The organism is Paenibacillus caui, assembly GCF_019904135.1.
Lineage (GTDB): Bacteria > Bacillota > Bacilli > Paenibacillales > Paenibacillaceae > Fontibacillus > Fontibacillus caui.
Genome location: NZ_JAIOGQ010000002.1, coordinates 109,690 through 124,295, shown reverse-complemented (window position 1 = coordinate 124,295; position 14,606 = coordinate 109,690). Strand labels below are relative to the sequence as shown.

Genomic DNA, 14,606 nt, shown 5'->3' with positions numbered 1-14,606 from the left:
TCAGCCCGTCTTTTTCCTTTTCAACCGATACGGGAAGGGGTAATAAGGGCGTAAATCCTCTTTATTTTTAAAGATTGGATGTGATGAATTGTCGGACATGGCAGCAGCAGATAACCATACAGCAGCGATTTCACCACAAGATATTTATTTGTTCCATGAGGGAACTTTATATCGCAGCTATCGTTCGCTCGGAGCTCATTTGACCGTTGAAGAGGGCCGCAGTGGCGTCCGTTTTACCGTTTGGGCACCGCATGCCATCCATGTCGGAATTGCATCGGATTGGAATGGCTGGAGGGGAGAGAACGACTCGCTATATAAGATACCCGAATCGGGTTTTTGGAGTCGTTTTTTTCCAGGAATCGACCAAGGAACATTTTACAAGTATGAAATCACGGATCTGTGCGGGAACAAATTTCTGAAATCCGATCCTTATGCGTTTCATGCGGAAGTGAGGCCTGCGACAGCTTCGGTCGTTGCTCCGATAACGGGTTACAGCTGGGCCGACGGGGCCTGGAGGCGAAAAAACCGGGTTCCTTACCGGAAACCGCTTAATATTTACGAAATTCATTTCGGGACCTGGAAGCAGAAGGAGGACGGCACTTTTTTGACTTACCGCGAAATGGCGGATGCGCTTATTCCATACGTTAAGGAAATGGGGTACACCCATATTGAAATTATGCCTCTGACCGAGCATCCTTATGACCTGTCATGGGGATATCAGGCTACCGGATATTTTGCGCCGACAAGCCGGTATGGCAAGCCTGCGGATTTGATGTATTTCGTGGACTGCTGCCATCAGCAGGGCATTGGGGTGCTGCTTGACTGGGTTCCCGGACATTTTGCAAGAGACGACCACGGGCTTAGACTGTTCGACGGGACCCCACTCTATGAGTATGCCGATCCGCTGAAAGCCGATAAACCGGGCTGGGGGACGCTCAGCTTCGATTTTGGGAAACCTGAAGTCCGTTCTTTTCTGATTTCTAACGCCATATATTGGTTGGATGTATATCATTTTGACGGGTTGCGTGTGGATGCGGTTACAAGCATGCTTAGGCTGGACTTTGAAAAAAGGGAAGGACAGTACCGGCTGAATGAATATGGCGGTATTGAAAATATCGAGGCGATCGATTTCCTGAGAAAGTTGAATCAGACTGTATTCCAATATTACCCGCATACCCTCATGATGGCCGAGGAGTCCAGTGCCTGGCCGCTTGTAACCTGTCCCATAGAGGACGGAGGGCTTGGCTTCAATTATAAATGGAATATGGGCTGGATGAATGATACGCTGGGGTATATAGAAACGACGTTCAGGGATCGACCAGCCAAACATCATCTGCTGACTTTCCCGATCGTATACGCTTATTCCGAGAATTATACGCTGCCGCTGTCGCATGATGAAGTGGTACACGGGAAAAAATCACTGCTAGACAAAATGCCGGGCAGTTATGAGGAGAAATTCGCCGGCTTGCGCATTCTTCTTGCTTATCAGCTCACGTCCCCCGGAAAGAAACTTTTGTTCATGGGCGGAGAATTCGGGCAATTTATTGAATGGAAGGACCAGGACCAGCTCGACTGGTTTCTGCTTGGCTATGACTCCCACCGCCTGATGCTGGCATATACAAAAGCATTAAACCATTTTTATTTGCGTGAAAACGCGCTGTGGGAGCTCGACCATTCCATGGACGGATATCAGTGGCTGACGCCTCATGATGGGGGCCAAAGCGTTATTGCCTACATGCGCAAAGGAAAGAGAAGCGGGGATACGCTGCTCATCGTGATCAACTTTCAGCCCGCAGCCCGGGAAAGATACCGGATCGGCGTCCCCAAAACGGGCAGCTACGAGGAAGTGTTCAGCAGCGCAGACACTGCATTTGGCGGGTCCGGATCGCCCAATCAAGCTCCGCTAAGCGCCGAAAAAATCGCCTGGCACGACCAGACACACAGCATTGAGCTCTGTCTTCCGCCTCTTAGCGTCTCGATCTGGAAGCGGCAGCCCAGAAATGCTGGCAGCCCCGGACCCGGACGAACTCGAGCAGAAGGGAAGATTGGCGGCAACGAGGAGAAGGCAGATAAGAAACGGAAGCAAATGAACAAAACGAGAGCAGCCAAGGGATAATCAACCAGGATGGAGCATACTTAACGAGGCATAAGATAAGGCCTCGGGACCATTTGAAAGGAGGAGACTTGGAATGAACATCTTATTCGCCGCGGCAGAGGGAAGCCCTTTTGTCAAAACAGGGGGGCTGGCAGATGTGATCGGCGCGCTGCCAAAAGCGCTGCTGAAGGAAGGGCATGACATCAGAATCGTGATGCCCAAGTACCGGAGTATTCCGGATTCTTTCAAACAAGGCATGGAGCATTTGGCGACCACGACTGCTTATGTAGGGTGGAGAGAACAGTATTGCGGCATTGAAAAATTGACCTATGAAGGAATACCGGTCTATTTCATCGACAACGAATATTATTTTGGGCGTGACGGTATTTACGGACACGGCGATGACGGCGAGCGCTTTGCCTTTTTCAGCCGCGCGGTGCTGGAAATTCTGCCTGTGATTGATTTCCGGCCTGACGTTATTCATGTCCACGATTGGCACACAGGTCCGGTTCCGCTGATGCTTCGCCATCACTACGGCCATAACCCCTTTTATCAAGGAATCAAGACGGTGTTTACGGTACATAATTTGCTGTATCAAGGGATTTTTCCTTATGTGGTGCTGGGCGACCTGCTAGGCCTGCCGAACGAATATTTCACGCCTGACGGCATCGAATATTACGGAAATGTAAGCTACATGAAAGCGGGACTTGTGTATGCCGATCATGTTACAACCGTAAGCCCGACCTATGCGGAGGAAATAAAGACGCCTTATTACGGATATGGACTGGACGGCCTGCTTCGTTCGCTGAACGGCCGGCTGTCAGGCATCGTGAACGGAATTGACACGAAGCTGTATAATCCCGCAACGGATAAAGCGCTGAATACGACCTACCGCAGTAATTTGGCCAAAAAGCGCGTGAATAAGGTCGAATTGCAGAAGGAGCTCGGTCTGCCGGAAGCTCCGGATACGCCGCTTATCTCCATGGTGACGCGGCTGGTTGAACCGAAGGGCCTGGATCTTGTCATGCGGATTCTGGATGAGCTGCTTTATTTCAACGATGTTCAGTTTGTCATTCTGGGAACCGGCGATCCGCACTACGAGCATTGGTTCCGGGAAGCGGCTTATCGACAGCCGCACAAGCTGGCTGCGATCATTACGTTTGACGACGGCTTATCCCGCCGTATTTACGCGGGAAGCGACATGTTCCTGATGCCGTCCAAATTTGAACCATGCGGCATCAGCCAGCTCCTCGCACTCCGCTATGGCAGCATCCCGATTGTCCGTGAAACCGGAGGTTTGAACGATACGGTGAAGGCGTATAACGAGTTTAGCGGAGAGGGCAACGGGTTTACTTTCACGCATTACAATGCGCACGATTTGCTGCATACGCTGCGCCGGGCCGTTCATTTCTACCATCTTCCCGAGCATTGGAAGAAAGTCGCCAAAAACGCATTTTCCGGAGATTACAGCTGGAACGTCTCAGCCGGAAAATACACAGAGATTTACAACAAAATAACCGACAGGTAATGTCGGTTATTCGGGAGCACATACGGGGTTGCCCCACGAAGATAGATCTTCCGGTGGGGCAGTCCCTTTTTTTCGGGTAAAGAGGAGTATCATCCAAAAGGATGGGCTACGCTTTATAGGGCGTTCTATTTGATTATCCGATATAAAATGCGGTATCCGAACGGATCAAGCCCGATATTCATCATTCCGTCATAGGGCCAGACAGGCTCTTCCGTCAGGGCGTCGCGCCAATCGCCAGTCTCGATCGGATGGCATAACGTTTGGTGCTCATTTGTATTATTCATCCAGACTGTAAAATGTATTTTGTCGTCGGCTCGCTCATAAATAATGCACGGGTCATACTTCTCGGCCTGCAGGAAACGAAATCGTCCTTTGCGGAGGGCTGCATGTTTTTTGCGGAGGGCGATCATTAATTTGTAGAAGTCATGCAGCTCCCAATCCTGTCTGAACCGATCCCATTCCATGCATTTGCGGCAGTCCGGATCGCCGTAACCGGTCAGTCCGACCTCATCCCCATAGAAAATGCAAGGCGTGCCCATATACGTAAACAGAAACACAACCGAAAGCTTGAGCTTCCTTTTGTCATGGCCCAGCCTGTAGAGCAAACGGGGCGTATCATGGCTGCACAGCATATTGAAAATAACCTCGTTGGTCTGGTGAGGGTAACGCATGAGCAGGGCTCCCATGGAGTTCGCAAAGCTGTAGCCGTCCATGCCGCCGTTAAAGAATTCAAGCACTTTGTCCGAGAAGGGATAGTTCATGACGGAGTCGAACTGATCTCCCTGAAGCCAGGTCAGCGAATCGCTCCAAACCTCGCCCACGATATACGCCTCGGGATTGGCCTCCTTGACGACTTTTCTGAAATCACGCCAGAAATGATGGTCGATTTCATCGGCGACATCAAGCCGCCAGCCGTCCAGCTGCACTTCCTTGATCCAGTACTCGGCGACGCTCAGCAAATATGTTTTTACTTCGGGATGGGCGGTATTGAATTTGGGCATATTGGCATAAAAACCAAAAGTATCATAGGTTGGAATGCCGTTTCTCGTCTGCAGAGGAAACTCGTTGACATGGAACCATCCGGCATATCGAGAGCGTTCCCCATGCTTCAGCACATCCTGAAACGGCGGAAAAAGCTCGCTGCAGTGGTTGAACACAGCGTCCAGAATGACGCGGATTCCTCTTTCGTGGCAGGCCTGCACTACTCTTTGAAGCAGCTGGTTGTCGCCAAAGTGCGGATCGACATGATTATAATCAACGGTATCGTACTTGTGATAGGATGGGGAAGTAAATAAAGGGGTAAAATAAATGGCGTTGATGCCAAGGTCCGACAGATCATCCAAATGATCCAGCACGCCCTGCAGATCCCCGCCGAAAAAGTTATCGATTTCAGGTCTTCCGCCCCAGGGTTGTGTCCCTGCTGGATCGTTCGAAGGATCCCCATTGGCAAAACGTTCAGGCATAATCTGATAAAAAACGGCTTCTTTGGCCCATTCCGGCACTTTAAAAACATCAATTTCATGGATATAGGCAAATTCATAGTTGCCGCCCGGCGGATACGGGGGATCATCATGAAGCCCCTTGTCATTGGCGTATACCGTTTTCATGCCGTCGATCAGCTTGAAGAGGTAGGACAATCGTTTGAAGGCCGGACGCACTTCGATTTCCCAATAGTCGAACATGTCGTCATGAGCCGCTTTTTCCATCGGCAGCTCCTTAAACGTCCCATCCCAGTCGTATTTGTCCCCTGTCCAGACGAGCACTTGATCCACATCGTCCCGTTTGGTCTGAACGCGCAAATGAATGGTTTCGGGATCATATGCATAGGCCCATTTATCCCGGGAAACATGGTAAAATGCTTCCAACTGCATCTGATCACCTCCAGAAACGTATAGCAATTCATTAACCATGGGCAGGGCAGAATGAATCAAAAGATTCAGATTCTTTGGCCAGCTCATGTTAATAACAATCAATGTAAAATGACACTAATTTGTGAATTTGTGAAAAAATTATTACTGAAAACACTTTGCATAACTATACGGTTTGTCCTATAATTAGTCCTGCTGCTAATTAATTTATTATATACAACAGGGAGAGAAACAAATGATGAAAAAATGGAGTTTACTGACGATTTGCCTGCTTGTTTCCGTGAGCCTCCTCGCTGCTTGCGGTCAAAATAAGAATAACAGCGGTGCGAGTGCAAATGCAGGAGGCAAAACCGGCACCAGCGCAAGCAGCGCGCCTGAAGAAAGCGCAGCTTCGAAAAAACTGGTTGTCGGCATGAGCGCAGACTTTCCGCCTTATGAGTTCCATATCAAGTCGGCGGACGGCAAAGATCAAATTGTCGGCTTTGACGTTGATATTGCGAATGAGATCGCCAAGGATTTGGGAGCCGAGCTTGAAATCAAGGATATGCAGTTCACCTCTTTGCTGAACGAGCTGAAGAGCGGACGCGTGGATCTGGTCATCTCCGGGCTAAGCCCAAAGCCTGAACGGGCCAAGGAAGTAGACCTGTCCAATATCTATTACAAGGCTGAACAAGCCGTCGTCGTTCTGGAAGGCGACAAGGACAAATACGCGACGATGGAATCTCTGGTAGGCAAGAAGATCGGGGTTCAAACCGGATCTATACAGGAGGATATGGCTAAAGAAATCAAAGATGCAAAGCTGACTAAGCTCGCCAAAATCTCGGATATTATTATGCAGCTGAAATCGGGGCGCGTCGATGCGGCAATTATCGAAGGGCCTGTAGCTGAATCTTTTGTTAAAAATGTTCAGGGACTTGCGATTACGGCTGCGAAGCCGGTTACCGAGGATGAAGGTTATGTCATCGGCGTGAAGAAGGGCAATACCGAGTTGCTGAACCAGGTGAATACGACATTGGAACGGCTTCAAAAGGACAATTTGATTGATCAGTTTGTGCAGAAAGCAAATGAGCTTGCAGAACAGAAATAATTAAGTTAAACGGTTTGTGTTTACAGAAAATAGCGGACCCTCGCTATTTTCTGTTTTTTTTGAGGGGACGGATACACTATAATTTTCGGAAAGGGATGATTGATGGATGAAATTATTTGAAATGTTCTGGGAATACCGGAGCTATTTTTTGTCAGGACTTCAATATACGCTGCTGCTGGCGGCCATCGGGGTGCTGGGCGGCTTTATAGTCGGGATCTTTATCGCGCTGCTCAGAATGTCACGCTGGCGGATTTTGAAATTCATCGGAACGGCATGGGTGGAAATACTGCGGGGCACTCCGATGCTGGTACAGCTGCTCATTATACACTATGGTTTTGCAACGCAGTTCCATTTGGAGTTTAGCGTACTCGAATCGGGTGCGATCACGCTGATCCTGAACAGCTCTGCCTATCTAGCTGAAATATTCCGCGCCGGTATACAGGGAGTGGACAGAGGGCAGACGGAAGCAGCCCGTTCTCTCGGTATGGGCAGCGGCATGACGATGCGATACATTGTTCTTCCTCAAGCGCTGAAAAATGTACTGCCCGCCATTGGCAACGAGTTTATTACGATCATTAAGGAATCTTCAATTGTGTATGTGATCGGTGCCGCCGAAATCATTTACCAGACCTATACCATCACTACGATCACTTATGACGCCATGACGCCGTATTTGATTGCCGCCATCATGTATTTTATTTTGACATTTATGCTGTCCAAAATTCTCGGCGTGTTTGAAAGGAAGCTGATGAACCGTGATAAACGTTAGAAATTTGAATAAAAGCTTCGGTCAGCTGCAAATTCTGAAAGGCATCGATCTGGATATTGTCAAAGGAGAAGTAGTCGTGCTGATCGGACCAAGCGGCTCCGGGAAAAGCACCTTTCTGCGTTGTCTGAATCTGCTGGAGGTGCCGACTTCGGGCGAAATCCGCTTCGAAGATCAACTGATCACGGACAAGAAGTACGACATCAACAAGTCGCGGGAAAAAATGGGGATGGTGTTTCAGCATTTCAACTTGTTCCCGCATAAATCCGTAATGGAGAATATTATACTGGCTCCCATCAAGGTAAAAAAGATGGACAAGAGCACGGCAGAGAAAATCGCGCTCGATCTGCTCAAGACGGTTGGACTGGAAGATAAGAAGGATGCTTATCCTTCCCAGCTGTCCGGGGGACAAAAGCAGCGGATCGCGATCGCAAGAGCGCTGGCTATGGAACCGCATGTGATGCTTTTCGATGAGCCGACTTCGGCGCTTGACCCGGAAATGGTCGGAGAAGTGCTGGACGTGATGAAGAAGCTGGCCGAAAAGGGCATGACCATGGTGATTGTCACCCATGAGATGGGCTTTGCCAAAGAAGTGGGCGACCGGATCCTGTTTATGGACGGGGGCAAAATTATCGAACAGGGCTCGCCGGAGCAGCTGTTTGGGAATCCGCAGCAGGCGCGCACCCGCGATTTTCTAAGCAAGGTGCTGTAGAAATCGTATAAAAGCATTCGCACGCAAATGGGCGATCCGACTTTCCTAGTCGGGTCGTCTTTTGTGCGCTTTAAGTTTACATAATATAAATTATATACACAACCTGATCATATTATTTCAAAATGGTAACAATTTCTTATCCATTGGTTACAAAATTGTGATATATTTCTATTGTCATGCTTAAAGCGGGCATAAGAATCAATGTTCCGCAGGCTCAGGAGGTTACATATTCATGTCATGGATTTCCACTTTCGCAAAAGCCCGTAAATCATTTATTGGAACAACGGCAGCACTCGTGCTCGGCATTTCGGTCTCGCTTCAGGCGATGCCGGCATACGCCGGATCGAATTATACGGCAAAAGAGGGCGATACTTTTTACCTGTTGTCCAAACGTTACGGCATGTCAGTCGATGCGTTGGTCAAGGCCAATCCTTCCGTCCGGCCCACCAATATTTATGAAGGGCTGAAGCTGACCATTCCCGGACAAGCTGCAGGCACAGGCACTACAGCCCCGCTAGCCAATATTTCCTCACTAAAAGTTTTTAGCGATAACAATGTGGTACAAGCCTGGGGCAAGACATTTAACTACTCCAAAACGATCAATGTGAAGGCTACGGCCTATTCTTCGGCGGCAAGCGAGAACGGAAAATGGGGAGCTGTCGATTACTTCGGCAATCCGCTTCAGCTCGGTACAATTGCCGTTGATCCGAAGGTAATCCCTATGGGAACCAAGGTGCTGGTAACGGGACATCAGTTCTCGGGCCTGCCCCAAAATGCCTTTGTGGCTACCGCCAGGGATCAAGGGGGCGCCATTAAAGGAAATCGGATCGACATTTTCATTCCCGGTTCCCCGAGCAAGGTCCGCACCTTCGGCATCCAGGATATCAAATTGTACGTTCTGGACTAGCAAACGGCTTATAAAATAGGGGCTATTCCTTCAACCAGCATAAGCTGCTTCAAAGGATAGCCCCTTTGCTATGCTTAACGCTGTATGCTTGAGGCTGTGGTTTTGCCTTCGGAAGTGTTGAGCAGCTCGGGAACGGTTACGAATTGGTAGCCGCGCGATTTCAGTTCATCAATAATGTCGGGCAGCGCTGCGATTGTACCGCTGAGGTCCGTACCAATTCCGCCTCCCGCATGCTGCAGAATAATTGAACCGGGCCCGGTCTGGCTGAGCACATTATGCTTGACTTCTTCCTTGCCGATTCCTTTCCAATCCAGCGAATCCACATTCCAGTTTACAATTTTGTAGCCATTTTGCTTCGCCCATTTGACTTGTTCCTCGTTAATTTCCCCATAAGGAGGTCTGATCAGCTTGGGTCTAATGCCGGTGAGGCGAAACACGATTCGCTCCGTTTTCAAAATCTGCTGCTGAAAGTCTGCCAGGCTCATTTTTTTTAATAGAGGGTGGCTGTACGAATGATTGCCGATGGCATGGCCGTTCTTTTTAATGGCTTTTACGAGATCGGGATGCTTGCGGGCCCGGTTTCCGACAATGAAAAAGGTTGCGTGCACCTGTTTGGATTTCAGGACTCGCAGAATTTGCTGCGTGAATCTCGGATCCGGCACATCATCAAAGGTTAAGGCGACCTCTTTTGTGCGGGGCCCCCGAAATTTGAACGTATCCGAATATTTTCGTCTCAGCTCGGCCAGTGTCATCGTATGTGCTTCAGATTGCTCAAAAGAAGGAGGATCCGCTTTATGCGTTTGTGTTTGCGGAGGCTCCTCCGCAGCGGTTCGGCCAGTAATCAAAAAGACGAGCAACAGGGCAATGAAAAGGGCCGTTCTACTAGGTCTATGATGGGTCATGTCTGCTCTCTCTCCTTTGTACATTGTCTTCATTGTTATCTCCTACTTGTCCAGGAAATATCCGGCTACGGTTTCGAGTGTGACATTTTTCACAGATTTAAGCTCGAAAAACAGGCATTTTATATGCAGCAGAACATGAGAAGGGGGAGCATATGACAACAGCAAGCATTCTTGATAATACCCGGATTAGCTCTGATGTGTATCTGATGACTGTGAGTACCGGCAAGGGCGGCAGCCCGGGGCAATTTTATATGTTAAGACAATGGAATCAGTCTCCGCTGCTGTCCAGACCGATTAGTATTTTTGACGCCCAAGGCGACAGCGTCAAATTTTTGTATCAGATCGTAGGGGAAGGTACAAAGCGCCTGGCAGGGCTTAGAAAGGGAGAGACAATAGACATAGAAGGCCCTTTCGGAAATGGCTTCCCGCAAGTTTCAGGCAGGATTGCAATCGTCGGCGGGGGAATCGGAATCGCCCCTTTTTACTATGCGCTCAGAACGATGCCGGAAGCCGATGTTTATCTCGGCTTTAGCCGTGAGCCCTATTTGGTGGACGAGTTCCGCAAGCTGACGGATAACGTAACCGTCGATGTTGGAGGATACATTCTCGACAAGGTTGATTTTGCGAGCTACGACAAAGTGCTCGTCTGCGGCCCGAACCCCATGATGAAGGCGGCACAGCGGAAAAATGAAGCTGCAGGCGGAGCTGGAAAGGTGTTTGTGTCCCTGGAGAACCGGATGGCCTGCGGGATCGGCGCTTGTCTGGTCTGCAGCGTCAAAAGCGGAAGCTCGAGGAAGAAGGCGTGCGCTGACGGGCCGGTATTTGCCGTAGAGGAGGTCGTGTTTGATGATTGATACTACTTGCACAATAGCCGGGATTCTGTTTAAAAATCCGGTTGTGATGGCCTCCGGCACATTCGGCTTTGGCCGGGAATATGCCAAGCTGTACGACATTAACAAGCTGGGCGGTATTTCAGGCAAAGGCCTGACTCTTAAGCCCCGGGAAGGCAACAGCGGAATCCGAGTTTGGGAGACGGCTGCAGGCATGATGAACAGTGTCGGATTGGAGAATCCCGGCATCCCCCGGTTTCTCAGCGAGGAAGCGCCATATTGGGAAGACCTGAACCTGGTCCGGATTGTGAATCTAGGCGGAGGCACGCTCGCCGATTATACCGAGGGTGCGGCTATGCTTGATGAAGATGCCAAGAAGAGAGCAGCCGCCGGACATCCAGCCGTCGATATGATTGAACTGAATATCTCATGCCCTAATGTGAAGGCAGGAGGCATGGCTTACGGCATCCAGACGGAAACGGCGCGGGAAGTCGTGAGGCTCGTTAGAAGCGCGACCGATCTTCCGCTGATTGTGAAGCTTTCCCCCAATGCCGAAGATATTGTGAGTATGGCCGTGATGTGCCAGGAAGAAGGGGCGGACGGAGTTTCACTCGTCAATACATTTTCAGCGATGAAAATCGATATCCGCAAACGCAGAAGCGTATTTAACAATCTGTATGCCGGCCTGTCCGGTCCGGCCATAAAGCCGATCGCTCTTCGAATGGTGCACCAGGTATGCAAACATGTGACGATCCCCGTCATGGGCATGGGGGGCATCAGCTCGGTAGAAGATATCGTTGAATTTATTATGGCCGGCGCGGAGACTGTGCAGGTTGGAACGCACAATTTCGTCAGCCTTCGCGCGGGTGAAGAGCTGGTTCAAGGCCTCGAAGCTTTCATGCGGTCTGAAGGGATTCGCTCGCTTGGCGAAATTCGCGGTATCCTATAATGCTTGAAGCAATGAATCCCCCGGAGGCAAACGCTGATGAACCGGTTTGACGATTTAAAACTCGACGCAATGCGGATTGGGCGGGATCATCTGCTTGTCATCACGGGAGGGGAAGCTCATATCGGAGCGGTTTCAACTTCTTTTTCTGCTGGAGGAAAAAGAATGGTGCACACCGCTTCCGTACCAGGGCATAAAGAACACACCATCAGCGGCGATCTTGCCAAAAGAGCGGCAGAACAGCTAAATGCCACGGTGACGCTCGTCATGGGGATCCATTATGATCATCTTTATCCGGATGACATCGAGGAAATTTGCCGCAGAAGCGCGGAACTGGTTGAGCAGTATATAAGGTCGTTTGTTATAAAAAAAGAAAGATCTGGAAACCAACTCCCGATTGGGCCGTAAACGAACATTATAACCCTTGTTTCTTCGGAGGAGGCTGCTGCCATGTGTCCGTTAAGAAATCTTAATTTGACCCGTGCTCGTATAAACGCCTTAATGGATAAAGCCGAAGATCCCCTCCAGATCATTAACCAGTATATCAGGGAAATGGAGCTGCTGCTGGAAGCCGCCGAGCAGACGGCCGCCAAGCAGCTTGCGGCCTTAAGCCAATTTCGGCTTCTCAGCGAGGAACAAAGCGAGCTTGCAAAGCGGAGGGAAGAACAGGCCTATATGGCTGTGCAAGCCGGTCAACTGGATCTGGCCCGTCGGGCGCTGCTTGCGAAAAGCAATGCCGAAAAAAAAGCTGCGAAATACAAAGCCAATGAGGACCTTTGCATGAGAGCTGCCGATTATATGTACGAGAGGCATGAGGAGATCCGGCTGCAGCTTGCCGAATTGATTTCTAGGCGGGATGCACTGATTAAGGTATAGAAGTGCACTGCAAAGAAGAACCCCTTTGAAAGGCTAAGAAGACGATCTGTTTCGCCGGGCAGTCTGCCATCAGCCAAGCTCCACGAAAGTGGGGCTGTTTATGTCTCTTTCGCCTATCTTTCATTTGCAATCGCCCGGTAATCCACTTACGATAATAAAGAGTGGTTTCAACGGTAATCATGATTAAATTGCAAATATGGCGGGAGGATTATGAAATGAATTCATCTAACGGACAATCATCCAAGTTCAAACGCAGCGCGGTCCAGGTCGACCAGGCTCAAAGCCTGATCCTTCCGTTTGCGAAGCGGATGGACAGCGAGCTTGTCCCTTTAGCGAAGGCGAGCGGCCGTATTCTGGCGGAGCCGGTGAGGGCGCCACATCCTTTTCCGCATTTCCGCCGTTCCGGAATGGACGGTTACGCCATAAGAAGTGCGGACACAGCAGGCTGCATGGCCGAGAAACCGGTTCTCATCGAAGTGATCGATGAAATTCCCGCCGGATCGCTGCCATCGGCCAAAATTGCGGGCGGAACGGCTGCTCGCATTATGACAGGAGCCAAGGTTCCGGATGAAGCGGATGCCGTTGTGATGCAGGAGATGACGGAGCTGAGAGAAAGCGGCGGCAGAACGTATATTGCCCTAAAAAGGGAGATTAAGGCCGGTGCCAATATTACGCCTATTGGACTGGAGCTGCAGGAAGGCGAGACGCTGCTGGAAAGCGGGAGATTGATCTCTGCGGGAGAAATAACGGTGCTCGCCACCTTCGGAATTCATCAGGTGAAAGTGATGCGCCGCCCTCGTGTGGCCATTTGCTCGACCGGCTCGGAGCTGCTTGGCGTCGACGAACCGCTGCAGGACGGCAAAATCCGCAACAGCAACACCTATACCCTGGCCTGCCAGGTGCAGGCGGCTGGGGGCGAGCCCTATATTCTGGATGCGATCGCGGATGATCTGCAAATGGCGAAGCGCAGGGTGGAAGAAGCGCTAGCGGAATATGATGTTGTGATCACGACCGGCGGGGTCTCTGTTGGCGATTATGATATTATGGCCGATCTGGTGCAGGAAGGCAGTCTGGAAATGCTGTTCAACAAAGTGGCGATGCGCCCGGGCAGTGTAACGACTGCCGCGGTATACAAAGAGAAGCTGCTGTTCGCGTTATCCGGAAATCCGGGCGCCTGCTTTGTCGGCTTCGAGCTGTTTGCGCGTCCGGCCATCCGGACCATGCTTGGGGCAGACAAGCCGTTTCTGCCCCGGTTTGAGGCACTGCTGGGCCGGGACTATGTGAAAATAAACAGCTTTACCCGGTTTGTACGCGCCCGCCTGGAGGTGCGTGAGGGCGTCCTGTATGCTACTCCGGCATCGCTGGATGAGTCGAGCGTCATGATCACCATCAAGGACAGCGACGCGCTGATCATCGTTCCGCCTACCGGCACCGGGCTGAGCATGGGTGAACGGGTTGAGGTCATCCAGCTTCCGGGCGATTCCTTTCAAACACCGCTTTAAGGGGAGGGGACGGTCGCGGTGCCTTATATCGTTCAGATTGTGGGATACAAGAACAGCGGAAAAACAACGCTTGCTGAATATTTGGTTCGTTATTTTACCCGCAAAGGAATTCGGGTTGCGGTCATCAAGCATGACGGGCACCAGTTTGAGGCGGACAGACCGGGCACCGACACCTGGCGGATGTCCCAAGCTGGCGCCACAGCTGTAGCAATCACTTCAGCTAAGCGAACGGCTGTGATTGAAGAGCGGGGAACCCCTCTACAGGACCTTGTTCACAGGTTCAGCTCACATGATCTGATTATCGTAGAGGGCTTCAAGCAGGAGGCTTATCCGAAAATCGTCATGCTGCGCAACGACGACGATGCCGCTCTCCTTCGGGAGACGGCGAATATCCGCGTTGTAGTTTGCTGGGAAGATGCCGCCGCCGATTTAAAAAAAGCCGCCGGGGAAGGTTACCCGGCAGCAGGGGAGCCATTGTGCCTGTTTCGTTTGAATGACCGGCTTCTTATTGCCGAGTGGCTTGAACGGGAAGCGGGCTTACAAGATGCTGCGCCCTGAATGAAGCAGGAGCCTTTCAAGAAGCGCCT

The 14,606-nt window shown here is 50.6% G+C and carries 14 protein-coding genes; 12 read left to right on the top strand and 2 right to left on the bottom strand.

The features are described 5' to 3' along the window. Positions 1–97 precede the first annotated feature (97 nt). Entirely contained in the window at positions 98–2,116 is a 2,019-nt protein-coding gene (gene glgB, locus K7397_RS01755) for a 1,4-alpha-glucan branching protein GlgB (RefSeq protein WP_223066351.1), read from the top strand. Between the two features lie 73 nt (positions 2,117–2,189). Beyond that, positions 2,190–3,623, top strand: coding sequence for a glycogen synthase GlgA (gene glgA / locus K7397_RS01750; protein ID WP_223066220.1), 1,434 nt, complete (start codon positions 2,190–2,192; stop codon positions 3,621–3,623). A 125-nt stretch (positions 3,624–3,748) separates the two neighbouring features. On the opposite strand, the gene K7397_RS01745 is transcribed toward glgA, so the two are convergent. Further along, a complete protein-coding gene (locus tag K7397_RS01745) occupies positions 3,749–5,494 on the bottom strand; it encodes an alpha-glycosidase (RefSeq protein WP_223066219.1) in 1,746 nt (581 codons plus the stop codon). 232 nt (positions 5,495–5,726) lie between these two features. On the opposite strand from K7397_RS01745, the gene K7397_RS22125 reads away from it, so the two are divergent. From K7397_RS22125 to K7397_RS01725, 4 genes are all read left to right on the top strand, one after another. Continuing rightward, on the top strand, positions 5,727–6,578 hold the full coding sequence (locus K7397_RS22125) for a transporter substrate-binding domain-containing protein (RefSeq protein ID WP_420488740.1): 852 nt from the start codon (positions 5,727–5,729) through the stop codon (positions 6,576–6,578). Positions 6,579–6,684: 106 nt separating this feature from the next. After that, positions 6,685–7,347 (top strand): amino acid ABC transporter permease, encoded by a 663-nt coding sequence (locus tag K7397_RS22120; RefSeq protein ID WP_223066218.1) that lies wholly within the window; start codon positions 6,685–6,687, stop codon positions 7,345–7,347. Then, a complete protein-coding gene (locus K7397_RS01730; RefSeq protein WP_223066217.1) occupies positions 7,334–8,056 on the top strand; it encodes an amino acid ABC transporter ATP-binding protein in 723 nt (240 codons plus the stop codon). Before K7397_RS22120 ends, K7397_RS01730 begins: the two co-directional genes overlap by 14 nt. 232 nt (positions 8,057–8,288) lie before the next feature. Further along, positions 8,289–8,963: a 3D domain-containing protein gene (locus K7397_RS01725; RefSeq protein WP_223066216.1), complete on the top strand. Its 675-nt coding sequence runs from the start codon at positions 8,289–8,291 to the stop codon at positions 8,961–8,963. Positions 8,964–9,037: 74 nt separating this feature from the next. On the opposite strand, the gene K7397_RS01720 is transcribed toward K7397_RS01725, so the two are convergent. Then, complete coding sequence (locus K7397_RS01720; protein WP_223066215.1) at positions 9,038–9,865, bottom strand: polysaccharide deacetylase family protein; 828 nt, start codon at positions 9,863–9,865, stop codon at positions 9,038–9,040. A 152-nt stretch (positions 9,866–10,017) separates the two neighbouring features. Between K7397_RS01720 and K7397_RS01715 the strand changes: the two genes are divergently transcribed. The 6 genes from K7397_RS01715 (at position 10,018) to mobB (ending at position 14,577) form a co-directional block, all read left to right on the top strand. Continuing rightward, positions 10,018–10,719, top strand: a complete 702-nt coding sequence (locus K7397_RS01715; RefSeq protein WP_223066214.1) for a dihydroorotate dehydrogenase electron transfer subunit — start codon at positions 10,018–10,020, stop codon at positions 10,717–10,719. Further along, positions 10,712–11,644, top strand: coding sequence for a dihydroorotate dehydrogenase (locus K7397_RS01710; RefSeq protein ID WP_223066213.1), 933 nt, complete (start codon positions 10,712–10,714; stop codon positions 11,642–11,644). The genes K7397_RS01715 and K7397_RS01710 overlap by 8 nt, the downstream gene beginning before the upstream one ends. A 36-nt stretch (positions 11,645–11,680) precedes the next feature. Further along, positions 11,681–12,049 (top strand): prenylated flavin chaperone LpdD, encoded by a 369-nt coding sequence (lpdD, locus tag K7397_RS01705; protein WP_223066212.1) that lies wholly within the window; start codon positions 11,681–11,683, stop codon positions 12,047–12,049. Between the two features lie 42 nt (positions 12,050–12,091). Next, positions 12,092–12,517, top strand: coding sequence for a PspA/IM30 family protein (locus K7397_RS01700; RefSeq protein WP_223066211.1), 426 nt, complete (start codon positions 12,092–12,094; stop codon positions 12,515–12,517). Between the two features lie 215 nt (positions 12,518–12,732). After that, complete coding sequence (locus tag K7397_RS01695) at positions 12,733–14,019, top strand: molybdopterin molybdotransferase MoeA (protein ID WP_223066210.1); 1,287 nt, start codon at positions 12,733–12,735, stop codon at positions 14,017–14,019. 18 nt (positions 14,020–14,037) lie between these two features. After that, the gene (gene mobB, locus K7397_RS01690) at positions 14,038–14,577 is read left to right on the top strand and encodes a molybdopterin-guanine dinucleotide biosynthesis protein B (protein WP_223066209.1); all 540 of its coding nucleotides are present in this window, start codon (positions 14,038–14,040) and stop codon (positions 14,575–14,577) included. Positions 14,578–14,606: the final 29 nt, after the last annotated feature.

What these genes read in the sequence shown, in the direction of transcription:
- K7397_RS01725 (WP_223066216.1), top strand. Translation starts at nt 8,289, where the DNA reads ATGTCATGGATTTCCACTTTCGCAAAAGCCCGTAAATCATTTATTGGA.
- K7397_RS01715 (WP_223066214.1), top strand. Translation starts at nt 10,018, where the DNA reads ATGACAACAGCAAGCATTCTTGATAATACCCGGATTAGCTCTGATGTG.
- K7397_RS01700 (WP_223066211.1), top strand. Translation starts at nt 12,092, where the DNA reads ATGTGTCCGTTAAGAAATCTTAATTTGACCCGTGCTCGTATAAACGCC.
- K7397_RS01695 (WP_223066210.1), top strand. Translation starts at nt 12,733, where the DNA reads ATGAATTCATCTAACGGACAATCATCCAAGTTCAAACGCAGCGCGGTC.
- K7397_RS22125 (WP_420488740.1), top strand. Translation starts at nt 5,727, where the DNA reads ATGATGAAAAAATGGAGTTTACTGACGATTTGCCTGCTTGTTTCCGTG.
- K7397_RS22120 (WP_223066218.1), top strand. Translation starts at nt 6,685, where the DNA reads ATGAAATTATTTGAAATGTTCTGGGAATACCGGAGCTATTTTTTGTCA.
- glgB (WP_223066351.1), top strand. Translation starts at nt 98, where the DNA reads ATGGCAGCAGCAGATAACCATACAGCAGCGATTTCACCACAAGATATT.
- K7397_RS01745 (WP_223066219.1), bottom strand. Translation starts at nt 5,494, where the DNA reads ATGCAGTTGGAAGCATTTTACCATGTTTCCCGGGATAAATGGGCCTAT.
- glgA (WP_223066220.1), top strand. Translation starts at nt 2,190, where the DNA reads ATGAACATCTTATTCGCCGCGGCAGAGGGAAGCCCTTTTGTCAAAACA.
- K7397_RS01710 (WP_223066213.1), top strand. Translation starts at nt 10,712, where the DNA reads ATGATTGATACTACTTGCACAATAGCCGGGATTCTGTTTAAAAATCCG.
- K7397_RS01720 (WP_223066215.1), bottom strand. Translation starts at nt 9,865, where the DNA reads ATGACCCATCATAGACCTAGTAGAACGGCCCTTTTCATTGCCCTGTTG.
- lpdD (WP_223066212.1), top strand. Translation starts at nt 11,681, where the DNA reads ATGAACCGGTTTGACGATTTAAAACTCGACGCAATGCGGATTGGGCGG.